Origin of the sequence: Dokdonella sp., from assembly GCF_017744955.1 — a bacterium.
Lineage (GTDB): Bacteria > Pseudomonadota > Gammaproteobacteria > Xanthomonadales > Rhodanobacteraceae > Dokdonella_A.
In genome coordinates, this window is the sequence record NZ_JAGIAG010000002.1 from 196,085 (window position 1) to 221,750 (window position 25,666).

Annotated in this window: 21 protein-coding genes; 9 read left to right on the top strand and 12 right to left on the bottom strand. The window is 69.1% G+C overall.

From position 1 onward, the window contains the following. Positions 1-51: 51 nt before the first annotated feature. The 4 genes from phbB (J7520_RS05945) to gluQRS form a co-directional block, all read right to left on the bottom strand. Entirely contained in the window at positions 52-798 is a 747-nt protein-coding gene (gene phbB / locus J7520_RS05945) for an acetoacetyl-CoA reductase (RefSeq protein ID WP_291185309.1), read from the bottom strand. Between the two features lie 122 nt (positions 799-920). Then, the gene (gene phaR, locus J7520_RS05950) at positions 921-1,424 is read right to left on the bottom strand and encodes a polyhydroxyalkanoate synthesis repressor PhaR (protein ID WP_291185312.1); all 504 of its coding nucleotides are present in this window, start codon (positions 1,422-1,424) and stop codon (positions 921-923) included. 316 nt (positions 1,425-1,740) lie between these two features. After that, positions 1,741-2,481, bottom strand: a complete 741-nt coding sequence (gene phbB, locus J7520_RS05955; RefSeq protein WP_291185314.1) for an acetoacetyl-CoA reductase — start codon at positions 2,479-2,481, stop codon at positions 1,741-1,743. A gap of 68 nt (positions 2,482-2,549) precedes the next feature. Further along, on the bottom strand, positions 2,550-3,440 hold the full coding sequence (gene gluQRS, locus J7520_RS05960) for a tRNA glutamyl-Q(34) synthetase GluQRS (RefSeq protein ID WP_291185316.1): 891 nt from the start codon (positions 3,438-3,440) through the stop codon (positions 2,550-2,552). A gap of 186 nt (positions 3,441-3,626) precedes the next feature. Between gluQRS and htpX the strand changes: the two genes are divergently transcribed. Continuing rightward, positions 3,627-4,505, top strand: coding sequence for a protease HtpX (gene htpX, locus J7520_RS05965; protein ID WP_291185319.1), 879 nt, complete (start codon positions 3,627-3,629; stop codon positions 4,503-4,505). Positions 4,506-4,635: 130 nt separating this feature from the next. Here htpX and J7520_RS05970 read toward each other — a convergent pair whose 3' ends face one another. Together J7520_RS05970 and epmB are read right to left on the bottom strand one after the other, a co-directional pair. After that, positions 4,636-6,711 carry an EAL domain-containing protein gene (locus J7520_RS05970; protein WP_291185322.1) on the bottom strand — a complete coding sequence of 692 codons (2,076 nt, stop codon included), beginning with the start codon at positions 6,709-6,711 and terminating at the stop codon, positions 4,636-4,638. Between the two features lie 228 nt (positions 6,712-6,939). Beyond that, complete coding sequence (gene epmB / locus J7520_RS05975; RefSeq protein ID WP_291185325.1) at positions 6,940-7,944, bottom strand: EF-P beta-lysylation protein EpmB; 1,005 nt, start codon at positions 7,942-7,944, stop codon at positions 6,940-6,942. Positions 7,945-8,029: 85 nt separating this feature from the next. Here epmB and efp point away from each other — a divergent pair, with 85 nt between their 5' ends. From efp to J7520_RS05995, 4 genes are all read left to right on the top strand, one after another. Then, positions 8,030-8,596, top strand: a complete 567-nt coding sequence (gene efp, locus J7520_RS05980) for an elongation factor P (protein WP_291185328.1) — start codon at positions 8,030-8,032, stop codon at positions 8,594-8,596. 320 nt (positions 8,597-8,916) lie between these two features. Beyond that, a complete protein-coding gene (locus J7520_RS05985; protein ID WP_291185332.1) occupies positions 8,917-10,242 on the top strand; it encodes a TRZ/ATZ family hydrolase in 1,326 nt (441 codons plus the stop codon). A gap of 72 nt (positions 10,243-10,314) precedes the next feature. Continuing rightward, on the top strand, positions 10,315-10,884 hold the full coding sequence (locus J7520_RS05990) for an ECF-type sigma factor (protein ID WP_291185334.1): 570 nt from the start codon (positions 10,315-10,317) through the stop codon (positions 10,882-10,884). Further along, positions 10,881-13,745, top strand: coding sequence for a serine/threonine-protein kinase (locus J7520_RS05995; RefSeq protein ID WP_291185337.1), 2,865 nt, complete (start codon positions 10,881-10,883; stop codon positions 13,743-13,745). Before J7520_RS05990 ends, J7520_RS05995 begins: the two co-directional genes overlap by 4 nt. Here J7520_RS05995 and J7520_RS06000 read toward each other — a convergent pair whose 3' ends face one another. After that, positions 13,746-15,131, bottom strand: a complete 1,386-nt coding sequence (locus J7520_RS06000; RefSeq protein WP_291185341.1) for a choice-of-anchor Q domain-containing protein — start codon at positions 15,129-15,131, stop codon at positions 13,746-13,748. Between the two features lie 50 nt (positions 15,132-15,181). Further along, on the bottom strand, positions 15,182-16,702 hold the full coding sequence (locus J7520_RS06005) for a hypothetical protein (protein ID WP_291185344.1): 1,521 nt from the start codon (positions 16,700-16,702) through the stop codon (positions 15,182-15,184). Between the two features lie 137 nt (positions 16,703-16,839). On the opposite strand from J7520_RS06005, the gene ubiG reads away from it, so the two are divergent. From ubiG to folE2, 4 genes are all read left to right on the top strand, one after another. Next, positions 16,840-17,550: a bifunctional 2-polyprenyl-6-hydroxyphenol methylase/3-demethylubiquinol 3-O-methyltransferase UbiG gene (gene ubiG, locus J7520_RS06010; RefSeq protein WP_291185346.1), complete on the top strand. Its 711-nt coding sequence runs from the start codon at positions 16,840-16,842 to the stop codon at positions 17,548-17,550. 41 nt (positions 17,551-17,591) lie between these two features. After that, positions 17,592-18,278: an HAD-IA family hydrolase gene (locus J7520_RS06015; protein ID WP_291185348.1), complete on the top strand. Its 687-nt coding sequence runs from the start codon at positions 17,592-17,594 to the stop codon at positions 18,276-18,278. Positions 18,279-18,282: 4 nt separating this feature from the next. Further along, positions 18,283-19,110 carry a squalene/phytoene synthase family protein gene (locus J7520_RS06020; RefSeq protein WP_291185351.1) on the top strand — a complete coding sequence of 276 codons (828 nt, stop codon included), beginning with the start codon at positions 18,283-18,285 and terminating at the stop codon, positions 19,108-19,110. 109 nt (positions 19,111-19,219) lie between these two features. Beyond that, positions 19,220-20,170 (top strand): GTP cyclohydrolase FolE2, encoded by a 951-nt coding sequence (gene folE2, locus J7520_RS06025; RefSeq protein WP_291185354.1) that lies wholly within the window; start codon positions 19,220-19,222, stop codon positions 20,168-20,170. 263 nt (positions 20,171-20,433) lie between these two features. On the opposite strand, the gene J7520_RS06030 is transcribed toward folE2, so the two are convergent. The 4 genes from J7520_RS06030 to yidD form a co-directional block, all read right to left on the bottom strand. After that, positions 20,434-22,701: a TonB-dependent receptor gene (locus tag J7520_RS06030; RefSeq protein WP_291185357.1), complete on the bottom strand. Its 2,268-nt coding sequence runs from the start codon at positions 22,699-22,701 to the stop codon at positions 20,434-20,436. 337 nt (positions 22,702-23,038) lie between these two features. Beyond that, positions 23,039-23,851, bottom strand: coding sequence for a M23 family metallopeptidase (locus J7520_RS06035; protein ID WP_291185360.1), 813 nt, complete (start codon positions 23,849-23,851; stop codon positions 23,039-23,041). A gap of 125 nt (positions 23,852-23,976) precedes the next feature. After that, on the bottom strand, positions 23,977-25,311 hold the full coding sequence (locus J7520_RS06040; protein ID WP_291185362.1) for a dihydroorotase: 1,335 nt from the start codon (positions 25,309-25,311) through the stop codon (positions 23,977-23,979). Beyond that, the gene (gene yidD / locus J7520_RS06045) at positions 25,304-25,573 is read right to left on the bottom strand and encodes a membrane protein insertion efficiency factor YidD (protein WP_291185364.1); all 270 of its coding nucleotides are present in this window, start codon (positions 25,571-25,573) and stop codon (positions 25,304-25,306) included. The genes J7520_RS06040 and yidD overlap by 8 nt, the downstream gene beginning before the upstream one ends. Between the last annotated feature and the right edge of the window lie 93 nt (positions 25,574-25,666).

The following is a 25,666-nucleotide window of genomic DNA, read 5'->3' on the forward strand; positions in this document are numbered from 1 at the left end:
GCGAACGGATGACGGAATCGCCTTGCAGCCGCGCTGCAAGGCGGCTTTCCGTCAATAGTTCATGAAGTAGCCGCCATTGACCGGAATGTTGGCACCGGTAATGAAGCCGGCATCGTCGGCGGAAAGGAAATCGACCACGCGCGCGATTTCGTGCGGCTCGCCGAGACGTCCGACCGGAATGTCGGCGACGATCTGGTTGCGGATGTCCTCGGGCACGGACATGACCATGGCGGTCTTGCAGTAGCCGGGCGAAACGCTGTTGACGGTGACGCCCTTGCGCGCGACTTCGCGTGCCAGTGCCATCGTGAAGCCGTGCATGCCGGCCTTCGCGGCCGAGTAGTTGGTCTGGCCGAACTGGCCGGTCTGGCCGTTCACCGATGAGATGTTGACGATGCGGCCGAAGCCTTGCGCGGTCATGCCGTCGACGACGTGCCGGCACATGTTGAACACGCCTTCGAGATTGACCTTGAGCACGTCGATCCATTGCTCCGGTGCCATCTTGCGCAAGCTCGTGTCGCGCGTGATGCCGGCCGCGTTGACCAGGATCGAGATGGGGCCGTGGTCCTTGGTGACGCGCTCGATGAGGGCGGCGCAGGCTTCGAAGTCGGCCACGTTGAGCGGTTCGAACGTGACGGAATCACCGAATTCGGCCATCTCCTGGCGAAAGGCGTCGACGCGTTCGCTGCGGCTGGCCAGATCGGCGGCGACGACGAAGCGCCCGGAACGGGCGAGGTATTTGCAAATTTCTGTGCCGAGTCCGCCGATTCCGCCGGTGACGACCGCGATACGCTTGCTCATCGATGACTTCCTGCTCGTGCGCTGCGGCAATCGGCGCAGCCGAAGTTTGCTGCGGCGCAGCGCGCGGGATGCTAGGAATGCGGCAGGAGGGTGTCAAGCCCCGAAAGGCACGGGGCGGAACATCAAGGCTTGTTGGGGTCTTTCTTGGCCTTGGACGGATCGAACGTTCCGTTGCGCACGCTGTTCGCGGCGCTGTTCAGGAAGCCTTGCTGCAACGACTTCCACAGATCCATGTTGCGCTCGGTCAGATCGTTCAACATCGACCAAGGCGTCTGTCCGAGCATGTTGCTGAGCTGGCTGCGGAACTGCTGCTGCTGGTCGAGGAAGATCTGCAGGCTGCGCTCGAGATAGCCGCCCATGAAGCCCTGCAGCGAATCTCCGTAGAAACGGATGATCTGCGACAGCAGCTTGGTGGTGAACATCGGCTGGCCGCGTTCTTCGTACTCGGAGATGATCTGCAGCAGCACCGAGCGCGTCAGGTTCTCGCCGGTCTTGGCGTCGCGGACCTCGAACTCCTCGTCGTCCAGCACCAGCTGGCGGACTTCCTCCAACGTGATGTAGCTGGAGATTTCCGTGTCGTAGAGACGACGGTTCGGGTATTTCTTGATGATGCGGACGTCGGCCATTCCACAACGCTAACAGAATGTGCGGCGGCGCACCAGTTTCGGATGTTGCGCAGCAAATGAGGGCCGCGACGAAATGCTGCGGTGTGGCACGTGCGTCCAAGCGCGTGCGAGCGAGGCCGCGAGGAGTGCGCCGGGGGTTGCCTGGGGATGAATCGGGAACGTGGAGGGGCGCTCGGCGAAGGCGCTCGGCGGAATTTCGACAATCGCCTTTGATGCGCTCCTTGCCTCATCCACGGCGGGTCATGGATGGCGGTCCTTCCCGTGCCTCAGCCGAGGAGCGTGGCCGACGCCGGATGGCGTCGGCCGAACGCGTGCATCACCAACCCATGTACTGACCGCCGTTGATGGCGAGATTCGCGCCGGTGATCCAGTTCGCACGCTCGTCGGCGAAGAAGCCGACCGCATAGGCGATCTCGTCGGGTTCGCCGAGGCGGCCGAGCGGGATCTGCGCGACGATCTTCGCGCGCACGTCTTCCGGCACCGCCATCACCATGTCGGTGCCGACATAGCCCGGCGAGACGGTGTTCACGGTGATGCCGAACTTGGCGTTCTCCTGCGCCAGCGAGATCGTGAAGCCGTGCATGCCGGCCTTCGCCGCGGCGTAGTTGGCCTGGCCGTACTGGCCCTTCTGGCCGTTGATCGAGCTGATCTGCACGATGCGGCCCCACTTGCGGTTGCGCATGCCGTCGATGACCGGGCGGGTCACGTTGAAGCAGGAACCGAGATTGGTATTGATGACCTCGGCCCACTGGATCGGCGTCATCTTGTGGAAGGTCGTGTCGCGCGTGATGCCGGCGTTGTTGACCAGGATCTCGATCGGTCCGAGCTGGCTCTCGACCGCGCGGATCATCGACTCCGCCGTCGCCGCGTCGGCGACGTCGCCGGGTGCGATCGCGAACTCGAAGCCGTCTTTGCGCTGCGCCTCCTGCCAGGCCACCGCCTTCGCCTCGTCGCGGTAGTTGGTGGCGACCTTGTGGCCGAGCTTGGCGAGATGGCGGCAGATGGCCGTACCGATTCCGCCGGTACCGCCGGTGACCAGGGCGACGCGCGTCGTCATGACTCTTGCTCCTTACGTTTTCGTGGGGTGGGAACGCGAGCGTGTTCGTTTCGATTGTGCCCGCAGCTTCAACAAACGTCCTTCCGCAGCGCCGCAAACGGCGCTGGTGCCGAAGGCGCGCACGGAATGCGGCCGGCATCGAATTCCTCAAGTGCGGCCGAGAGTAGGTCGCGCACGTTGCGCGCCGGCGGCAGCGGCTGGCCGAGGAATCGCAGGGCGGCACGCAGGGCCGGCAGTGGGTCGTCGCCGTCGACCGGCAGCGCCAGTTCGTGTTTGCTGAGCTTGCGCCCGTCGGCGCCGAGCGCGAGCGGCAGGTGCGCGTATTGCAGCCGCGGCAGATCGAGCAGGCGCTGCAACAGGATCTGTCGCGGCGTCGAATCGAGCAGGTCGGCGCCGCGCACGACCGCGGTGATGCCCTGGGCCGCGTCGTCGACGACGACTGCGAGCTGGTAGGCGACCGTCTTCTCGACGCGCCAGACGACGAAGTCGCCGACTTCGCGGCGCAGATCCTGGCGCTGCTCGCCTTGCACGGCGTCGAGGAACGCGATCGATTCGTCCGGCACGCGCAGGCGCCAGGCCGGCGCGCGAGCCGGGTCCGGACGCGCAATGCAGTTCTGCGGATGGATGCCGCCGAAGGCGGCGAGATCGGCGCGGCTGCACCAGCACGGATAGACCTGGCCCGCGTCCTCGAGTCGCCGCAGCGCCGCCCGGTAGACCTCGTCACGTTCGCTCTGATGGATCACCGGTCGATCCGAGTCGAAGCCGAACGCATGCAGCGTCGCCAGAATGTCGTCGGCCGCTCCGGGCACGACGCGTTCGCGGTCGAAGTCCTCGATGCGCACCAGCCATTCGCCATTGTCAGCGCGCGCGAACAACCAGCTGCCCAGCGCGGCGACCAGCGAGCCGAAATGCAGGCGACCGCTCGGCGAGGGCGCGAAACGTCCGCGGTGGAAGGTCATGGATGCTGCATAGGGGTGCGGAACCTGCCGCATCGGGCGAGGTCCAAGCGGCGGCTCGTGATCGCTATTGAAACAGGATAGGCTTTAAAAAGCCTGTTGGGGAACCCATCCATGGCGAGGCCGGAATGCCGCATGCGGCGACGTTCCGGCGGCGGGCCTATCGACCTATCGGAACCGAGGTAGACCATGTTGCGCATCGTTCTTTTCGTCCTGACCAACCTGGCGGTGATGCTGCTGCTGACCATCGTGGTCAAGCTGACCGGCATCGACGTCTACACGCAGCGGGAAGGCGGGATCAACCTGCAGGGTCTGCTGATCATGTCCGCGGTGATGGGCATGGGCGGCTCGTTCATTTCGCTGGCGATGTCCAAGTGGATGGCCAAGCGCTCGGTCGGCGCCGAGGTCATCACGCAGCCGCGCAACGAGAGCGAGGCGTGGCTGCTCGACACCGTGCGCCGCCAGGCCGAGAAGGCCGGCATCGGCATGCCCGAGGTGGCGATCTACGACGGGCCGGAGATGAACGCGTTCGCGACCGGCATGAGCAAGAACAATTCGCTGGTGGCGGTCAGCACCGGTTTGCTGCAGAGCATGAACCGCGCCGAGGTCGAGGCCGTGCTCGGCCACGAGATCAGCCACATCGCCAACGGCGACATGGTCACGATGACCCTGATCCAGGGTGTGCTGAACACCTTCGTGATCTTCTTCGCGCGTGTGCTCGGCACCCTCATCGACCGCGCCATCAGCGGCAACCGCGAGGGCGGCGGCGGTTTCGCCTATTTCGGCATCGTCATCGTGCTGCAGATCGCACTGGGCTTCCTCGCCTCGCTGATCGTCATGTGGTTCTCGCGCTGGCGCGAGTTCCGTGCCGACGCCGGTGGCGCGCACCTGGCCGGCAAGCAGTCGATGATCGCGGCGCTGGAGCGCCTGGCCGGCAACCACGGCGAGAACACGCTGCCGAAGGCGATCCAGGCGTTCGGCATCTCCGGCGAGGGCGGCATCGCGCGCCTGCTGATGAGCCACCCGCCGATTCCGGAGCGCGTCGCCGCGCTGCGTGCGGCGGCCTGATCGAAAAGCCTTTCGACGCGGATCAAGGCGCATTCACGCGGATAGAGACTCGAGAATTCTCGGCTCTATCCGCTTTTTGTTGCCTTGATCCGCTTCCGGCTTTCGCCTTCCCCGGAGAAGCGCCCGCACGTCAAGCCGCGGCGCCGTGCGCCATCACCTTCTCGGGCTCCTGCAGGAAGTTGCCCTGCACGAAATTCACGCCGCAGCTGAACAGGATCGACATGCTGGCGGCGTCCTCGACGAACTCCGCCACGGTCAGCTTGCCGGCGTGATGCGCCTGCTCGCAGATCTCCTTGATGCGTTCCTGGTTTTCCTTGTGCTTGGGCAGATCGGCCATGAAATTGCGGTCGATCTTCAAGTAGTGCGCCGGAATGTGCTTGAGCAGCTGGAAGGAGTTCAGGCCTGAGCCGAACTGCTCGAGAGCGAAGCCGCAGCGCAGCTGTTCCAGGCCTTTGACGAAGGCGCGCGCCGGCTTCAGGCTGGTCACCACCTTGCTTTCGGGCATCTCGAACACGAGCGAATCGGCGCGCTGGCGCGCGTTCTTCAACTGCTGCGCAATCCACGGCAGCAGGGTCGGATCTTCCAGCGACTGCGGCGTGAGCTTGATGAAGAACGTCGTGCGATGGCCGGCGCGCTCGCGCTCGGCGATCGCGCGGATCGCGGCGGCGATGACCCAGCGGTCGATCGCGGCGATCTTGCCGTGATGTTCGGCGACGGGCAGGAACTGGTTCGGCAGGATCTCGCCCTGCGGTCCGCGCATGCGCAGCAGGATTTCGTAGAAATCGCCGTCGGCGCCGTGCAGGCTGATGATCGGCTGGTAATAGAGCACGAAGCCGTCTTCGGCGAGCGCGCGGTCGATCTGCTCGAGCCAGTGGCGCGACGTCGCCGCGGCGGCCTTGTCCTGCTCGGAAGGATCGACGATGCGCGCGCGGTTGCCGCCCGCGCCCTGCGCCTCGCGCAGGCTCGAATGGGCCAGGCCGAGCACGCTGTCGGCGTTCGCGTTGCGCTCGCCGATCAGGGCGCCGCCGACGCTGACGGTCAGACTGATCGACTGGCGGCCGACTTCGAAGATGCGTTCGCCGAACGCATTGCGCAGCTTTTCCGCCAGCGCCAGGGTCGCCGCGCTGTCGCGCTTGGTCACCAGCACACCGAACGTGTGATCGGCGATGCGGCCGGCGACGTCGGTTTCGCCGACGACGCGGCGCAGCAGGCCGCCCATGTCGCCGAGCAGCACGTCGGCGTTGCCGAGGCCGATCGTGTCGAGCACCTGCTTGAAGCCGTCCGGCTCGATCAGCAGCAGCGACTGGTCGTCGGCACCCTCGACGGCCGCGGCGGCGGCGCGCTCGATCTGCGCGAGCATGTGCTGGCGGTTGAACAGGTCGGTGATCAGATCCTTGGAGCGCAGCAGGTCCAGCTCCTGTTCCAGCACGCCGTCGGCGATCTGGCGGCGGAATGTGATCTGCTGGCACGGCTCGCCTTCGAAGCTCGCCTCGGCGAACTCCATCGTCGCATCGAAGGTGGAGTCGTCGCCGCGCCGGGCCTTGAGGTTCAGCCGTTGCGGCGGCTTCTCGCCCTTCGACAGGCGCTTCAGCAGCGCCTTGAAGTCGTCGGCGTCCTGGGGCGCGATCAGGTCGAGGATCGACATGCCTTCGATGTCCTCGAAGCTGTCGTAGCCGAACATCTCGAGGTACGCGCGGTTGGCGCGCACGTGCATGCCCTCGTGCACGAAGGCGATCGGGTCGCGCGAGGAATCGAGCAGTGCCTCGCAGCGCCGCTCCGACTCGCGCAGCGACGCCTCGAGGCGGCGTACGCTGCGGCGCATCGTCAGCGCGTCGAATTCGCGCCGCACGATGGTCTGCACGAACTCCTGCGATTCGCGCAGCAGCACCGCGCGCGCGCCGTCGCGGAAGGCGGCGACGATCCTCTCGCGATCGAGCTCCTTGCCGCTGGCGATCAGCGCGACGTCGCGCCCGCCGCGTTCGACCAGGTCGCGTACCTGCGGCAGGGTCAACTCGGTGCAGCCGAGGTCGACGATGACCAGGTCCGGCGTCTGCTGTTCCAGCGCGGCCTCGATCTGGACTTCGTTGGCGGCGCGCGCCGGGCGCACGGCGATGCCGCCGTTGCGCAGCATGCTGATGATCTGCTCGGCGTCTTCGACCGAGTCGTCGACCAGCAGCAGTTTGAGGATGGAATCGGATCGGTTCATCGGGTTTGGGGGGCAGGGGCGGCGAGCGGGGTTTTGTGTCGAATCCTCCCGCCGGGGCGGTATCCGCCGTTCGCGCAAGAGCGTGCGAAGGCGAGGAGAACGCGGCAACGGGACGTCGGGCGGCGGAGCGAGCGTCGGCCCTTCGATGGCTTCGTTTCTACCGGATTCGCCGTGCGTTTTCCATCGACGCGTCGAATCCGCGTGACGGGCTCGGGATTAGCGATGGATTCACAGGGGAAGCTTCGACGGCGCCCCGGCGACCTCGCGCACCAGCTGCGGCACCAGATAGCCCGGCAGCCGCGCGCGCAGCGCTTCGACCAGGGCCAGTGCGCGCGCGTCGTCGACCTCGTAGTGCGCGGCGCCGGCGACGCGGTCGAGTTGATGCAGGTAGTACGGCAGCACCCCTGCCGCGAACAGCCGCTCGGACAGTGCCGCGAGCGCGTCGACGTCGTCATTGACCCGATGCAGCAGCACGGCCTGGTTGAGCAGGGTCGCGCCGGCCGCGCGCAGGGCGGTGCAGGCCGCGGCGACGGAATCGTCGATCTCGTGCGGATGGTTGGCGTGCAGCACGACGACCTTCTGCAGCGGCAGCGCCGCCAGCCAGTCCCGGAATTCCGTGTCGACGCGCTCGGGCAGCACGACCGGCAGGCGCGTGTGGATGCGCAGGCGACGGATGTGCGGGATCTGCGCCAGAGCGGCGCTCAGCTCGGCCAGCTTCGGCGTCGACAGCGACAACGGATCGCCGCCGGACAGGATCACCTCGGCGATCGAGGCATCCGCGCGCAGGTGCTCGACCGCGAGCTGCCAGCGGTTCGCCGCCGCGGTCTCCTCGGCGTACGGGAAATGCCGGCGGAAGCAGTACCGGCAATGCACGGCGCAGGAGCCGGTGGCGATCAGCAGGGCACGGCCTTGGTACTTGTGCAGCACGCCGCTGGCCGCGCGCGCGCCGAGGTCGCCGACCGCGTCTTGCGTGAAGCCGGGCACGTCGCCCAGTTCGGCCGCCTGCGGCAGCACTTGCAGCAACAGCGGATCGGTCGCGTCGCCGCAGCGCATCTTGGCGGCGAAGCCGCGCGGCACGCGCAGGGGGAAGCCGGTGTCGCCGGACGGCAACAGGTCCTGCGCATGCTCGACGAGATCGAGCAGGCGCAGCAGTTCGAGCGGGTCGGTGACGGCTTCGCGCCAGAGCTGCTGCCAGCGGCGCGGCTGCGCGGGCAGCGGCTTTGCAGGTATCATATCCGGCTAAGTTTAGCCTCCTGCGGGTTCTTCCGCGAAAGACCGGCTGTCGACGGCCGGACTTCAACCACATTCGGAGCAACATATGGCCAGCTATGGCATGAACGACGTGAAGAACGGTCAGAAGATCATCGTGGACGGCTATCCGTGCACGATCATCGACACCGAGTACGTCAAGCCCGGCAAGGGCCAGGCCTTCACGCGCGTCAAGTTCCGCAACCTCAAGAACGGCCGTACGCAGGAAATGACCATGAAGTCGACCGACTCGGTCGAGGCCGCCGACGTGATGGACACCGACATGGAGTTCCTCTACTCCGACGGCGAATTCTGGCACTTCATGGACCCGTCCACGCACGAGCAGCTCGCCGCCGACGAGACCGCGATGGCCGACGCGGCGAAGTGGCTGAAGGGCAACGAGACCTGCATCATGACCTTGTGGAACGGCGCGCCGCTGACCGTGACGCCGCCGATCTTCGTCGAGCTGGAGATCACCGAGACCGATCCGGGCGTGCGCGGCGACACCTCCGGCGGCGGCGGCAAGCCGGCCAAGCTCGAAACCGGCGCAGTCGTGCGCGTACCGCTGTTCGTCGCGCAGGGCGAGAAGATCAAGGTCGACACGCGCACCGGCGAGTACATGTCGCGCGTGAAGTGATCGGTTCGCGGCGAGATCCGCGCAGCGGGTCGGCGTCGCGAATCCACGGTTCCAATGTTGCAAGGCGCGCTTCGAGGATTCGCGCAAAGTGTCGCGCGGCGAGAGGAAGCGCGAACCGATGTCCCTTCTCCCGCTCGTGGGGGAAGGGGCGAACGACGAGGAGGCGTGAGCCACGCCTGTCGGGTTTTCCTCACCTGCGCCGGCGGAGCGGCCTTTCCCGCCGGTGGGAGAGGTGACCCGATGCCGATACGATTCGCGGCGCTTCCTCCCGATGCACGTCCCATCCCGATCTTCGCCAGACGACCAGGCTGCAAGCTCCCATGAGCGACTCGCCGCACCCCATCGATCTCCTGCTCGAACCGCGCTGGCTGGTTCCGGTCGAGCCGCACGGCGTCGTCCTCGAAGACCACGCGGTCGCGGTCGACGGCGAGCGCATCGTCGCCGTGCTGCCCGCGGCCGAGGCGCGCGCGCGCTACGCGCCGCGCGAGCGCGTGATGCTGTCCGAGCACGCATTGATCCCCGGCCTGGTCAACGCGCACGTGCACAACCCGATGACGCTGATGCGCGGCATCGCCGACGACCTGCCGCTGATGCGCTGGCTGCAGGAGCACATCTGGCCGGCCGAGGCGAAGGCGATCGGGCCGGAGTTCGTGCGCGACGGCATCGAGCTGGCGGTCGCCGAGATGCTGCGCGGCGGCACCACCTGCTGCAACGAGAACTACTTCTTTCCCGACGTGCAGGCCGCGACGTACCGCCGCCTGGGCTTCCGCGCGATGATCGGCCTGCCGGTGATCGAGTTCCCGAGCGCCTGGGCCAAGACGCGCGACGAATATTTCGATCGCGCCCTGGCCGTGCACGACGAATTCAAGGGCGAGCCGCTGCTCGGCACTGCCTGGGCGCCGCACGCGCCGTACACCGTCGCCGACGAGAGCTTCGAGCGCATCCGCGTGCTGTCCGACCAGCTCGATCTGCCGGTGCACCTGCATCTGCACGAGACCGCGCAGGAAGTCGAGGACGCCAAGCGCGAGCGCGGCGCGCGCCCGTTCGCGCGCATGCAGGCGTTGGGCCTGGTCAACGATCATCTGATCGCCGTGCACATGACGCAGCTGATCGACGCGGAGATCGCCGCCTGCGCCGAAGCCGGCGTTTCGGTCGTGCACTGCCCGGAATCCAATCTCAAGCTCGCCTCCGGCTTCTGCCCGGTCGAGAAGCTGCGCCGCGCCGGCGTCACGGTCGCGATCGGCACGGACGGCGTGGCCAGCAACAACGACCTCGACATGTTCGGCGAGCTGCGCACGGCGGCGATGCTGGCGAAGGCGGTGGCGGGCGACGCCGCCGCGTTCGACGCCGCCGGCGTCCTGCGTGCGGCGACCTTGAACGGCGCCAAGGCGCTCGGTTGGGAGGCGCGCATCGGTTCGATCGAAGCCGGCAAGCTGGCCGATCTGGCTGCGGTGCGCCTCGACGCGATCGAGACGCAGCCGCTGTACAACGTGATCTCGCAACTGGTCTATGCGACCGGACGCCAGCAGGTCAGCGACGTCTGGATCGCCGGCCGGCGCAAACTGCGCGAGCGCGTGGCGGTCGATCTCGATCTGCAGGAAATCGGCGCGAAAGCGCGACGCTGGCGCGAGCGCCTGGCCGGCTGACGCCGCGCACGGGCCGGTGCGACCGCGGCCGGCCGGATCGCTACACTGGGCGCCTCGAACGGGAGGCGGGTCGTGGACGCCGACGTCGGCGAAATCACTCTGCTGCTGCGCAATTCCGCCGGCGACGACGCGGCCCGGCAGCGTCTCGCCCCGCTGATCTACGACACGCTGCGCCGCCTCGCGCGCGGCGCGCTGGCCGGTGACGGAAGGGAGCGCACGCTCGGCACGACCGCGCTGGTGCACGAGGTCTACCTGAAGCTGCTCGGCGGCGCCGAACTGGACTGGCCGGATCGGCGCCGCTTCTTCGCCTACGCCGGTCGCGCGATGCGCAGCCTGGCCATCGACGACGCGCGCCGCCGCAGCGCGCTCAAGCGCGGCGGCGAGGGCGTACGTGACGACGACGCGCTGCCGCAGCTCGTCGCCCCCGATGCCTCGCTCGATCTGGTCGCGCTCGGGCAGGTGCTCGACCGTCTCGGCGCCGTCGATCCGCGCCTCGGCGAACTGGTCGAACTGCACGTGTTCGCCGGGCTCGCTTTCCCCGAGGTGGCGCAATGCCTCGGCGTCAGCCTGCGCACGGTGATGCGCGACTGGCAGAAGGCGCGCGCGCTTTGTGCGAGCCTGCTCGAGGAACCCGCGGCGTGAGCGATTCCGCCGCGCGCTGGGCCGAGCTCGAGCGCTGGCTCGACCGCGCGCTCGACGTCGAGCCGGAGCGCCGCGCCGAATGGATCGCCGCGCAGCCGCTCGCGCCGCAGCTGCGCGACGCGCTGATACGGGCTGTCGCGCACGCCGAGGCGCCGGGCGATCTCGACCGGCTGCAGCGCGAGTTCGCGGCCGGCGGCACGACCGATGCGGACTGGATCGGCCGTCGCGTCGGTGCGTTCCGCATCGAGCGCCTGCTCGGCGAGGGCGGCAGCGCGAGCGTGTATCTCGCCGAGCGCGAGCAGGCTGGATTCCGGCAGCGCGTCGCGCTGAAGCTGCTGCGGCAGGGCTTGTTCCGCGCCGACGACCGCGCGCTGTTCGAGCGCGAGCGACGCATCCTCGCCGCGCTCGAGCACCCGCATATCGCTCGTCTGATCGACGGCGGGGTGACCGACAACGGCGTGCCGTACATCGCGATGGAATACGTCGACGACGGCGAGCCGATCACTGCGTATTGCGATCGCCTGCGCTTGCCGCTCGCGCGGCGCATCGCGCTGTTCGTCGAGGTCTGCGAGGTCGTCGCCTACGCGCAGCGCAACCTCGTCGTGCATCGCGACCTGAAGCCGTCGAACATCCTCGTCGCGCGCGACGGCACGCTCAAGCTGCTCGACTTCGGCATCGCCAAGCTGCTCGGCGCCGACGACGATTCCGCGCGCACCGCCACCGCGATGCTGCGCCTGACACCCGGCTACGCCGCGCCCGAGCAGTTCGCCGGCGGCGCGATCACCACCGCCACCGACGTCCATGCGCTCGGCGTGCTGCTGCACGAACTGCTGACCGGCGAACGCCCGCGCTTCGGCGCGGACGGTTCCGCGTCGCCGTCGTCCGTGCGCGTGCTCGGCGCAGCGGCGTCCGCGCGTGCGAGCACGCCCGCCGCGCTGGCGCGCGCGCTGCGCGGCGATCTCGACACCGTCGTGCGCACCAGCTTGGCGCCGGAGCCATCGCGCCGCTATGCCGATGCCGCCGCGCTCGGGGCGGACCTCGGGCGCTGCCTGCGCGGCGAGCCGATCGCGGCGCGGCCGGCATCGGCCGCCTATCGCGCGCGCAAGTTCGTCGCGCGCCATCCGTTCGGCGTGCCGGCGGCGGCGATCGCGGCGCTGCTGCTGATCGCCGCGACGGCGTGGAGCGCGCATCAGACCGCGCTCGCGCGCCGCGAAGCAGGGCGTGCCGAACGCGCCGCCGCCGACGCCACGCGGCAGGCCGCGCACGCCCAGGCCGAGTCGCGGCGCGCGCTGGCGATCAAACAGTTCCTGCTCGATCTGTTCACCGGCGCGGCTCCGGCCGGCGCCGAGCACCACGAAACCGCCGCCGATCTCCTCGCCTACGGCGAACGGCGCGCGAACGAGGATTTCACCGCGTATCCGGAAATGCGCATCGAGCTGCTGCAGACGATCGGCCGGGTCCGCAACGCACGCGACGAGATCGAGGCGGCGAAGGCACCGCTGGACGCGGCGGTGGCATTGGCGCGCGAGCGTTTCGGCGCCGGCGACGCGAGGACCCTGGCGGCGGAGAGCGCGCGCACGATCCTCGACGACAGCGCCGGCGCGTACGCCGACGGCAAGCGGCGCATCGACGCGGCGATCGACGCGTACGCCGCCGCCGGAGGAGGGGATTCCGCCGCGTTCGCGCAAGCGCTGGCGGCGCGCGGCGCTCTGGCGCATTGGGCCGCGCCCTACGATCCGGGCATCGACGACCTGCGCCGTGCGTTCGCGATGTTGCAGCGCTTCGCGCCCGACGACGCGCGCGCGTGGGATTCGGCCCAGGTGGTACTGGTGGAGCTGTTGAGCCGCGCCGGGCACAACGAACAAGCCGTGGCCGAAGCGCGCGGCTTGCTGACGCGTGCGCGTGCACTGCACGGCGAGGATCACGTGGACACCGTGCACGCCTTGCAGGTCCTGGCCGATCCGTTGCGCGAAACCGGCGATCTCGCCGGCGCCGAAGCGGCCCTCGGCGAAGCGCTGGCGATCGAGCGCCGGATCTACGCCGCGCCGAACCTGGACATTGCGCAGACCTTGAACGACCTCGGCGTTCTGCGCGGCCAACGCATGGATCCCGAGGGCGGCGCGGCGCTGATGCGGGAGGCCTACGCGATCTTGCACAGGCTCGCTCCCGACAGCCCGGCGACGCTCACGACCGCGGGGAACCTCGCCAGCGTCGAGGCGCGGCGCGGCCGCTACGCGCAGGCCGAGCCGCTGCTGCGCGACGTGCTCGCGCACCAGTCGGCCGGCCCGGCGAACGCGGCGGCCGGCGCCACGCGGCGGGCGTTGGCCGGAGTGTTGCTGCGCCTGGGGCGCATCGGCGACGCCGAGGCGCAATGGCGCGCGGCGCTGGCGGCGGACCGCGCCATGTTCGGCGAACGTCATCGCGCGGTCGGCGCGGACCACCTCGGTCTCGCGCGCGCGTCGCTGGCGCGCAAGAACACGCGCTGCGCCGTCGAGGCGGACGCCGCGCGCGCGATCTTCGACCAGACCGTGATCGCCGTCAGCCCGTTCCGCACGGAAGCCGACGTGGTGGCCGGAAAATGCGCGCAGCTCGCCGGCCGTACGCGGCAGGCGCGCACGTTGCTCGACGCCGCCTCGGATCGCGCTGCACACGCCGAGCCCGTCGTCGAGACCGTGCTCGCGCGCGTGCTGGCCGATCGCGCCGACGCGGAACTGGCCGACCGCGACGCCGCCGCCGCGCGTGCCAGCATCGAGGCCGCCGACGCCGCCTTGGGGCGCGCTAGCGCGGGCAACAAGTCCGACGTCGACTATGCCGAGGCGCGCGATCACCTGGCTGCGTTGCGCGCACGCCTGCGCGACTGATCACGGCGAGGTTTCGAATCCGTTCGCGAAAATGCGGTCCCTGACGTAGGAGCTCTCGTAGCAGCCGCCGTCGGCGACGCCGCCGTCGTACGGTCGCGGATGGCCGTCGAGGTCAGCCGTCTGCAGGCCGTGCGGCGTGAAGTTGGTGCCGGCGTCGATGGCGGGTGAGTCGGCGCGCAGGTGATAGTCGCCCGCGGCCGCGTCGACGAAGCGCGCGTCGGTCAAGCCGAGCAGCGAGCGAAGGACCAGCCAGTTTTCCTGCACCTGGTCGGGTTGGCCGTTCTGCGCGGAGAGCGTGTTGGTCAGCTGCACGTCGCCGTCGAGCCGCAGCCCGGCACCGCCGTTGCGCGCCACCGTGACGTTCTCGACGAAGAAGTGCGGCGCCCGGTAGTCGGATGCGTAGAGGCCGCGATCATTGCCACCGACGACGAGGGCGTCGGAGAAGTCGATGGCGCCGCCGCGGGCTTCCAGGTACACCGATTCCGAGGAGCCGGAACTGCCGGAGACCGTATTGCCGACGATGCGAATGCGGTTGGTATGTACGCCGTGCGGTGCGGCGAGGTCGGCGCTCGCCGCATACAGGCCGCCGGCGTGACCCACGGCCTGGCTGCCGCAGGATTCGCCGTTGCCGGATATCGTGAGGTCGGTCAAGTCGACGTCCGCAGCGCCGTATTGGCCGGCCAGCGCGGCAAGGCCGGCGCCGTAGCAGGCCTGTCCCGCGTAGGTCAGCGCGTTGTCGTGGACGTCGAGCTGCTCGGCGGTGATCCGGCCGGCGTCGAACGCATGCAGCGAGACGCCGCCGCCGAAGGCGTAGTCGCGTGCGCTGACGGAGTTGTCGCGCACTTCGTCCGCGACCAGTTCCACCCAGGCGGAGTCGTGCGCTTCCGCTTCGATGCCGCCGCCGTAGACGTAGTCCTGCGTGACCGCGTCGTGATGGTTGTCCGATACCTGGTTGTACTGGAATGAAAGATAGCTGGCGTCGCGCGCCTGTAGGTAAGCCCCAGGATGCCCGGCTGCGCCGTAGAGACTGAAGCCGCCGACGAAGGCGTGGCCGTGCGCGCCGCGGGTGAGCACGCGCCAGGAATCGCCGTTGCCGTCGCCGAGCGCGACCAGCGTCGGCAGTCCGGCCGGCTGGAAGCCGGCGTCGTAGCCGCCGTGCACGCCGACGGCGATGTCGTCGATGTCGAGCACGGGATTTTCCGGGTAGTAGGCCGATTCCACGAGCACGTCGCCGCCGCCGGCGGAGACGACGGCGTCGATGCCGGCCTGGATCGTCGCGTACCGGCCGTCCGGACCGACCTCGACGGTGATGGCGAAGGCGCCGGTGCAGGCGAGCGGAGTGACGATCGCGCCGGCGGCGCGCAGCAGGCCGGAGAGGGAAGGCATCGGGACGCTCGCCGTGGGAAGGGGAAGGCGGTCGGACCTTGGAGGTGTGTTCATGCGGACGGATCGAAGCCGTCGGCGAAGATCGCGTCGTCGATCAGCCGCGCGGCGACGAAGTCGTAGTTGGTGGTCGTGGTGTTCGAGCAGCAGTAGTACGTGTCGCCGCCGAGCACGATGTGCGGGCCGTCGAACAGGATCGTCGAGAACGTGCCTTCCAGATGCGTTTCGCCCGGGTGGTGCGGCGTCGTCAACGTGACGTACGGCATGCTGCCGGGAGCGAAGTAAAGGTCGGGGCCCGGAGAGTTTCCGGTGAGGAAGCGCCCGACCAGGGCGCTGCCGCCGCCGTTGCCGTCGGTGACGGTGCCGGCATAGACGAGACGATGCGTGGAAAGGCCCGACGACACCGGCGGCGAGGATGTCGGATCGACTGCGAGGCGGTTCAGCCAGCCATGCGAGATGCCCTGGAACGAGAAGTCCGGGAATCCGGGCAGGTCGCGGCCGTAGTGGTCGAAGCCGCGGATGTAGACGTCGCTGTCCAGATCGCTGCTGCCCGGCGCGTAGCCGATCACGGTGCCGCCCAGGTAGATGTTGGCGTGCAGGAAATTGTTCTCGACGACGACGCGCGGCTGCAGGTCGTTGAAGGGGCGGGTGGCGTCGCGGGTGGCCGGGATCAGCATGCGTCCGGTATTGCCGCCTCCGCACATTCCGTTCGAACAGAACGTGATGTCGAAACCGTGGCCGTCGCTGTAGTAGCTGGCGAGCGCGAACTGCGGGTCGCCGCCGTTTTGCCGCGCGACGCCGGCGACGAGCAGGTTGTCGCCGAACGCGAGCGAGGTCGGCGTGGAGAGCAGCGGCGCGGCGTCGGAACCGAAATTGAAGTGGGCCAGGCCGCCGCTGCCGAAGCCGCCGTCGAGCTGGCCCGACGGCGTCAGCAAGGCGAGGCCGACGTCGGAGCCGGCCGGCGTCGAGACCTGGCCGACCAGGTAGATGTAGTCGCCGGCGGCAGCGGCCGACGTCAACACGTCGGCCGGGTAGTCGTTGCTGCCGCCGCCGAGTCCGAAGTCGATGTTCTTGCGTCCGCCGCCGGTGCCGAGCGGAGGCGGCGCGTAGGCGAACGTGGAGTCGTAGCTGCCGTCGGGGAGCAGGCGCAGCACGCCGAAATCGACGTCGGCGGCCGCGCCGGCGGCGGTCGGGCCGACCACGACGAAGCGGCCGTGCGAGTCGCGCGCGACCGCCGTGACGTTGCCGAGCAGGTCCTGCGGCGTGCGTACGTAGCCGTTCGTGCCGTAGCTGGTGTCGAATGCGCCGCTGCCGAGCAGGCGTGCGATGCCGATGTCGAACGTCGCGCACTGGGCGCTGGTGCAGACCTTGCCGATCAGCAGGTAGTGACCGTCGGCATCGCGGAACATGCCGGCGAGGTGTTCCGAAGGGTAGCCGCCGACGTCGAAGTAAGGCTTGGACCAGCCGTGCAGCGTCCCGTCGCTGAAGCCGAGATCCAGGCCGCTGTCGTAGGCGCGGGCGCTGCCGGCGGCGAGCGTGCAGGCGAACAGGATCGTGCCGATGGTGCGAGTCATGGGTCTCTCCGTTGGAATCTTGCGAAGAGAACGAAAAACGACGCGCGAACCGTGCCATCGCCGAGTGTCCTCGTCAGCGCGGCGCCCAGGCCGTACCATTGGCGGCTGCGCCGCGTGGCGCCGCCGACCGCACGCCGATGAATCCCGCCAACGCCAACGTCCGGGCCGAAGAGCTCGCCAAGTTCGACCGCCTCGCCTCGCGCTGGTGGGATCCGGACGGCGAGTCGCGGCCGCTGCACGATCTCAATCCCGTACGCCTCGGCTACGTCGCCGAACGCGTGGCCTTGAAGGGTGCTCGCGCGCTCGACGTCGGCTGCGGCGGCGGCCTGCTCAGCGAGGCGCTGGCGCGTGCCGGCACCGAGGTGACCGCGATCGATCTCGCGTCCGGGGTGCTCGACGTGGCGCGCTTGCACCTGCACGAAAGCGGCGTGTCGGTCGATTATCGCGAGATCGCGGTGGAAGCGCTGGCGGAAGAGAAGCCGGCCGCGTTCGACGTCGTCACCTGCATGGAAATGCTCGAACACGTGCCGGATCCGGCCAGCGTGATCCGCGCCTGCGCGACGCTGCTGAAACCCGGCGGCAAGCTGTTCCTGTCGACGCTGAACCGCACGCCGCTGGCCTTCGGCGCGGCGATCCTCGGCGCCGAGCATCTGCTGCGCCTGCTGCCGCGCGGCACGCATCACTACGCGCAGTTCATCAAGCCGAGCGAGATGGCGGCCGACCTGCGCGCCGCCGGTCTGGTGCTCGACGATCTGTCCGGTCTCGCCTACAACCCGCTCACGCGCAAGGCCTGGCTGACCGGCAGCGTGGCGGTCAACTATCTGGTCTGCGCTTCGCGGCCGGCATGAATCAGACCGACATGAATCCTGCTGACGGGAGCCGTGCCGACATGAATCGCGCCGACATGAATCTCGACGTCTCCACGCCCCGCGCGGTGTTCTTCGACCTCGACGGAACCCTGGTCGATTCCGCACCGGACCTGGTCGCCGCGGTGGCGGCGCTGTGCGCCGAGCTCGGCGCACAGCCGCCGGATGCGCAGGCAGTGCGGCAGGTCGTCTCGGCCGGCGGCCGGGCGATGCTTCGCAAGGGATTGCCGGGCGCCGACGACGCGATGATCGACCAGTGGCTGCCGCGCTTCCTCGACCTGTATTCGGTCGCGATGAACGTGCACTCGCGCCTGTACGACGGCGTCACCGACGTGCTGGAGCGGCTGGAAGCGCGACGCATTCCGTGGGGCGTCGTCACCAACAAACCGGGCTGGCTGACGCGGCCCCTGCTCGATCAACTGGCGCTCAGCGCGCGCTGCGCGGCCGTGGTCAGCGGCGACTGCCTGCCGGTGAAGAAGCCCGATCCGGCGCCGTTGCTGCATGCCTGCGCGCTGGCCGGCGTCGAGGCCGGCGACAGCGTCGTCTTCGTCGGCGACGACCTGCGCGACGTGCAGGCGGGCCGCGCGGCGGGAACGCGCACGATCGCGGCGGCATGGGGCTACCTCGACGGCGGCGATCCCGCTGCCTGGGGCGCCGACCAGGTCGTCGCGGCGCCGTCCGGGCTGCTCGCCGCATTGGCCCTGGGCTGACCGCGTGGACGAGGAGAGCGGCGCGCCGCTGGCGAGCTTCGAGGCGAAGTGGGCGTCGGCCCATCCCGAATTCGCGCTCGCGCTGAAGTTCGTTCCGCCGCACGAGCGCGCCGCGCGAGCCGCCTTCGCCTGCCTGTCGTTCGAGCTCGAACATGCCGCCTTCGCCACCCGCGACGCCGAACCGGCCGCGATCAAGCTGCAATGGTGGGCCGAGGAACTCGCCCGCGCCGGTCGTGGCGAGGCGCGTCATCCGCTGACGCAGGCCTTGGCGACGCAGGCGGGCTTCGCCGCGGTGCCGGTGGCGAGCTGGTTCGCAGTGATCCGCGGCGCGCTGGAGCAGCGCGAACCGGAACCGGCGGCGGATCGCGTCGCCGCACTGCGCACCTATGCGGCGCTGTACGAACCCCTGGCGGCGATCGAGGCGCAGCTATTCGGCGCGATCGACGCGCCGGCACGCGCCCGCGCGGCCGCCGCTTCGCGCGCGCTGCGCGAGACCGCGCTGTTGAGCGACAGCCTGCGCGCCGGACGGCTGCCGCTGCCGCTCGACCTGCTCGCGCGGCATCGGCTCGCGCGCGGCGATCTGGCGGCCGTGTCGCCGGCGCGGACGGCGGCTCTGCAGGAGTGGCTGGCGACGCTCGCCGCCGAATTCGCGGCGTGCCCGGCGGCCGCGCTGGGCGCGCTCGGCGCGGCCTCGCGGACGGCCGATCGCGCGCGCGCGCGCCGCGCCGCGCGTGCGGACGAGCCGCTCGCGGCGCTGCACGAGGCGTTCGGCCGCCTGCCGTTGGCGACCGTCTGGGCCGCCTGGCGCGCCGGGCGGCGTTCGCCGGCCTGAACGCTGCATCGCAGCGATCGGGCTGCGTGAAGCATTGAGGATCGGCCACAATGGCCGCAATTCAGGGCCTTGCGCCACGTCGGCCCGAACTTCGTCACTGGATTTCCGCATGAATACGACCCGAGACAACACCCAGCGCGCGATGCCCGACGTCGCCAGCGAGCGACGGCCGGAACTGGCCGGTGCGCTGGACTGGGTCGGCATGGACGAGATCGAGCTGCCGGTATTGATCGCCGGCGGCGACGGTGCGGCGCAGCGGGTCAGCGCGCGCGTCGCCGCGTTCGTGAACCTCCATCGGCCCGATGCGCGCGGCATCCACATGTCGCGCCTGTACCTGCATCTGGATCGCCACCTGTCGGCCGAAGTGCTGACGCCGGCCGCGTTGCGCCGCTTGTTGCGCGATTTCCTCGACTCGCATGAGGGCCTGTCCGATCGTGCGCGCGTCAGCGTGCGCTTCGACCATCTCGTGCGGCGGCCGGCGCTGGCCAGCGGCAACAGCGGCTGGCGTTCGTATCCGGTCGAGATCGCCGCGCGGCTGGACGAGGCGGGCTTCGAGGCGGAACTCGGCCTGGAAGTGCAGTACTCCAGCACCTGCCCGGCGTCGGCGGCGTTGTCGCGGCAGCTGATCCAGGAGCAGTTCGCGCGCGATTTCGCGGAAGGGGCGGCCGTCGATCGCCAGGCGGTGCTCGCCTGGCTGGGGACGCCGGCCGGGATCGTCGCCACGCCGCACAGCCAGCGCAGCGCGGCGAAGTTGCGCGTGAAGCTCGCGTCCGGCTTCGATTTCCCGATCACGGAGCTGATTGATCGCGTCGAGCAGGCGCTGCGCACGCCGGTGCAGACGGCGGTCAAGCGCGAGGACGAGCAGGCCTTCGCGCTGGCGAACGGCCAGAACCTGATGTTCTGCGAGGACGCCGCGCGCCGCGTCGCGCGCGCGCTCGATGCCGACGAGCGCATCGCCGACTACCAGCTGCGCGTGGCGCACTACGAGAGCCTGCATCCGCACGACGCGGTGGCGTATGCGAGCAAGGGCGTGGCAGGCGGTTACGCGCCGGAGGAGTGAGCGCGAGAGTCCACGGGTGAGGTGCCGTACCCCGACGCTCCTCACCCGACGCGCCATGCGCGTCGACCTTTCCCGCAAGCGGGAGAGGTGATCAGGATCGCAACGCCGTGAAAATGTTCCCTCCCGCGGCAAGCGGAATCGCGCTGCCGCAGGAGGTTCTCCCTCTCCCGCTTGCGGGAGAGGGCCGGGGTGAGGGTTCTTTCGAGGACGTCTCCGGCAACCGCCGCAGGCGTCCTCGACCTCGCGCGAATTGCCGCCGAGAACTACAGGTCCGCGCGGAATTCCACGCCGATGATGCGCGGATCGTTGACGAACGCCGTGCGGTTGTTGAAGTCGATGCCGCCGGTGATGACCTTCTTGTTGGTCAGGTTGCGCGCGTACAGCGCGACCTCGCGCTTGCCCAGATCCCAGTTGTAGCCGACGCGCAGACCGCCGTCGAGGAACGGCTTGCTGCGGAATTCCTTCGACTCGTACAGGAAGAAGTTGACCTCGCTGCGGTAGTTCCAGTCGGTGTAGACGAAGAACTCGCCGCCGTCGCCGAGCGGAATGCCGTAGCGCGCGGTGATCGTGCCGATCCACTCCGGCGAGTTCGGCAGCGAGTTGCCGTCGACCAGGGCCAGGCCGTTCGCGTCGACCGGGTCGAGCACGTGGCAGAGCGTGCCGCCGCCGCAGGGCGCGACGCCGAGGCCCTTGTCCTTGAGCTCGGTGTGGTTGTAGCTGCCGCCGGCGGTCAGGATGAAGTTCGGCGTGACGAAGGCTTCGAGGTCGAATTCGGCGCCGTAGCCTTCGGTCTTCTTCGCGTTGAGCAGGCGCACGATGTTGGTCGCGCCGCCGACCGCGGTCAGCTGCTGGTTGCGCATCGTGTAGGAATAGACGTCGGCGTTGAAGCGCAGGCGCTTGTCCAGCGTGAACATTTTGACGCCCACCTCGTAGGAGGTGATCGTCTCCGGCTTGACCGTCCAGATGTCGTTGCCGAAGGTGATGCGGCCCTGCACGCTCGGCGCGCGGAAGCCGTTGGCGACGCGCGCGTAGACGTTGACGTCGTCGTTGACCTTGTACGAAGCGGTCAGGTCGCCGCTCCAGCGCGAGTCGCTCGGGCTGGACTTCAGCGGTCCGATCGGGCCGCTGAAACCGAACAGGCGATCGGCGGAGAAGTCGCGCTCGTCGTGCGACCAGCGCGCGCCGGCGCGCACGTCGAAGCGATCGGTGAAGGCGTAGTCGATCGAGCCGAACGCCGCCCAGGCCTTGTTCTTCTGGCGCTGCTGCGCCCAGGTGTCGAGCGCGTGGTCGGCGAAGGTGTTGTAGCTGAAGTTGTTGATCTGGATGTCTTCGTCGAAGTAGTACAGACCCGTCTGCCACTTCAGCTGTTCGCTCTGGTCGTTGGACAGGCGGAACTCCTGCGTGAGCTGGCGATCCTTCGGCAGCGCATCGGCCGTCTCCGACGGAAACGGGATCACGCCCGGGCCCATCGGCGGATGGAACACCGCGCCGTAGCCGCCGTCGACGTCGCCGAGGCTGTAGGTCGTCGCGCGCTCCAGGCCGGTGATCGAGGTGAAATTGAGATCGCCGAAGCGCCAGACCATGCGCAGGTTGCTGCCCCAGGTGAACAGGTGCTGCTTGTTGTTGCCGTCCTGCGCGACCTTGTCGCGGTCGAAGCCGGGCACGAAGGAGTCCTCGCCGTACTCGATCGCGTTGGCGCGATTGACCATCGCGCTGCCGTCGAGCAGGCGCGCGTGCACGTTGAGCAGCGCGTCGAATTCGTCGCTCGGCTGGTAGCGGAGCTGCAGGCGCAGGGCGCGGTCGTCGTAGCCGCCGAGGTCGTCCTTCTTGCCCTTGAAGGTGTTGTCGATCCAGTCGTCGCGATGCTGGGCGAGGAAGGAGAGGCGTCCGGACCAGGCGCCGCCGAGCGATCCGCCGATCGCGCCTTCGAGGTTGGCGGTGCCGAGGCTGCCGTAGGAGACGCGCCCGTAGCCGCTGGTCTCCTGGGTCGGCCGCGCCGAGTCGAACTTGATCACGCCGGCCGGCGAGTTGCGTCCGAACAGGGTGCCCTGCGGCCCGCGCAAGACTTCGACCTGGTCGAGGTCGAACAGCGGGAAGCCTTTCAGGATCGGGTTCTCCTGCACGATGTCGTCGTACACCATCGACACCGGCTGCGAGGCGTTCAGGTCGAAGTCGCCGTTGCCCAGGCCGCGGATGTAGAAGCGCGGGAATTCGCGCCCGTAGGACGTTTCCGCGAAGACGCTCGGCAGGCGCGAGGCGAGCTGCAGCACGCCGTCGCCGGACTGGCCGAACGCCTCGAGCTTCTCCGGCGTCACCACGCTGATGGAGATCGGCACTTCCTGCAGGTTCTCGGTGCGCTTCTCGGCGGTCACCGTGATGGTGCCGAGTTCGTTCTTCGCCGGCGCCTGGGATTCGGCGGGGGCTTCCTGCGCGAGCGCGGCGGGCGCGAGCAGGGCCAGCGCGAGCGCGGCGGCGAGGCGGGAAGTCGGATGCGACGAGCGTGCGGCGCGAACGGACGAGTGGGCGTTCAAGGCGTGATCCCCGATGCTGAAAGAGACATTCTGAAAGAGGCATCCGGAAGGAATCTTCCGGAAACGATCGGCGTTCGGCGCGCGGCCGGTGCCGGCGGTTCTCCTGCCAGGAGGTTGCGAAAGTGCGTTTCTGTACTTCTTCACATCGGCAAGATCCGCGCGTTTCCGGACTTGCCTCCGACGAATCAACCGCTTGCGTGGGAAGGTTGCGAGCGATCCACGCACGGACCGCCGCCGCGGACCGTCCCCGGTCCGCGGCGGCGCGGCTAATCTGCTGAAGTCGACGCCGAAGTGCAACCGACGCGTCACGCGCCGGTCATGAGCATCGCTTCCTTGCCTATTCCGGGCGGGCGGGTTCGAGCAGCAGCAGGGGATCGAGGCGCACGTCGAACCAGTTCATGCCCCAGTGCAGATGCGGCCCGGTCGCGCGGCCGGTCTTGCCGACGGCGCCGACGACCTGACCCTGTTCGATGCGGTCGCCGACCTTCACGTCGATGCGCGAGAGGTGCAGGAAATTGGAACTGACGCCGTGGCCGTGGTCGATCAGCAGGGTGCCGCCGGTCAGGTACAGGCCGCCGTCGGCGAACGTGACCAGCCCCGCCGCCGGCGCCTTCACCGGCGTGCCTTCGGGTGCCGCGATGTCCATGCCCGAATGCGGCGATTTCGGCACGTCCTTGCCGTCGACGACGTAGACGCGCTGGTTGCCGAAGCGTCCGCTGATGCGGCCGGTGAGCGGCCAGATGAAGCGCTGTTCGAAGTCCGCGCGCGCGTCGTCGCGCGCGCGCGCGGCGACCACGCGCGCCTGCTCGCGCTTGATGCGTTCGGCGATCGCCGGCGGCGGCTCGACCGTCTTCGGCGGCACGCCGTCCACGCGTTCGAGCGGCCAGTCGCGCGGCGTGACCTCGATCGCGACGCGCCGGTGCCGGCCGTCGCGCGTACGCACGTCGACCGTGACGGGGCCCTTCTCGTCGCGGCCGACGCCGAATGCGACCGCGCCGTCCGGCGCCACGCGCAAGGTGCGACCGGCATATTCGACCTTGCTGCCGGGCTCGACCTTGGCGATGACCAGGGCGCCTTGCGAAACCTGCGCCGGGAACGCGCCGGCTTCGGCGGCAATGGCCGGGAACGCCCCGGCCAGGCAAGCCAGCATTCCGACGAGAGCCCTCGCGCGAAGGCTCGATCGTCTACCGGGAACGGCGGGCTCCGGTGTCCGCCGGAGCGGTCGGAAATGCGGAGAGGAAAGGGAATGTGCGGGCGCCGCTGTTCCGGCCGCCGTCATCGTGCGAACTCCAGCCGCTGTCCGCGCACCGAGTCGCTCACCTGGCTGCCGTTCCAGACGAGCTGCCCGTTGACGAAGGTCGCCGCGATGCTGGAACGGAAGGTGGTGCCTTCGAAGGGCGACCAGCCGCATTTCGACAGCACCTCGTCGGCCGTGACGGTATGCGGCTTGCGCGGATCGACCAGCACCAGGTCGGCGTGATAGCCCTCGCGCAGGTAGCCGCGTTCGCGCACGTCGAACAGCGTCGCCGGCGCGTGGGTTACGGCCTCGACGGCGCGCTCGAGCGTCAGCGCGCCGTCGAATACGCGCTCGAGCGCGCATTGCAGCGCATACTGCACCAGCGGCAGACCGGATGGCGCGCGCACGTACGGCTCGGCCTTCTCGCTGGCCAGGTGCGGCGCATGGTCGGTGGCGAGCACGTCGATGCGGCCCTCGGCCAGCGCGCGCGTGATCGCCTCGCGATCGGCCGCGGTCTTGATCGCCGGATTGCACTTGATGCGGTGGCCGAGCCGGGCGTAGTCGGCGTCGCTGAAATGCAGGAAATGCACGCAGGTCTCGGCGGTGATGCGTTTGCCGGCCAGCGGGCCGGGCGCGAACAGCGCGCATTCCTCGGCGGTGGAGATGTGCAACACGTGCAGGCGCGTGCCGTGCTTCTTCGCAAGCCCGATCGCCAGCTGGGTCGATTTCATGCACGCCTCGCGCGAACGGATCAGCGGATGCTGTTCCGGCGGGATGTCCTCGCCCCAGCGCGCTTTCGCCGCTTCCTCGTTGGCGGCGATGATCGGCGTGTCTTCGCAGTGGGTGATGATCGGCGTCGGCGCGTCGCGGAAGATCGCGTCGAGCACGGCCGGGTCGTCGACCAGCATGTTGCCGGTCGAGGCACCCATGAACACCTTGATGCCGGGCGCGCTGCGCGGGTCGAGCGCGCGGATCTCGGCGAGGTTGTCGTTGGTGGCGCCGAGATAGAACGCGTAGTTCACGCGCGAGACCTCGGCGGCGCGCGCGTACTTGGCCTCGAGCGCCTCGCGGTTCGTCGCCGGCGGCTTGGTGTTGGGCATTTCCATGAAGCTGGTGATGCCGCCGGCCGCGCAGGCGCGCGATTCGCTTTCGATGTCGGCCTTGTGCGTCAGCCCCGGTTCGCGGAAGTGCACCTGGTCGTCGATCATCCCGGGCAGCAGCCAGCGGCCGCCGGCGTCGACGACGCGTTCGTTGCCGAGCGAGGTGAGGTCGCCGCCGATGTTGTCGATGCGGCCGTTGCGCACGCGCACGTCGGCGTGGAAACGGCGGCCTTCGTTGACCAGTTCGGCGTTGACGATCAGACAGTCAGTCATGCGGAAGATCTTCCTTCGGCGGATGGACGTGCGAGGGCCACAGGCTGAACTCGAGCGGCACCGGATCGTGGCCGCCCGCGCACAGCGGTTGGCAGTGCGCGATGCGGTGCAGGCCGAGCCAGCCGCCGCGCAGCGCGCCGAAGCGCGCGACCGCGACGCGGGTGTAGTCCGAGCAGCTGGGATGGAAACGGCAGCGCGTGCCGAGCAGCGGACTCAGCCAGCGCTTGTAACATCGGATCAGGACAATGATCGGCCGTGACATCGTACCGCCGCGGCGAGGGCGCTCAACTGCGCGTCGCGACAAGGGGTTTTCGGCGGTTGCCGGGGGTAGGGAACTAGGCTATAACACGCGACC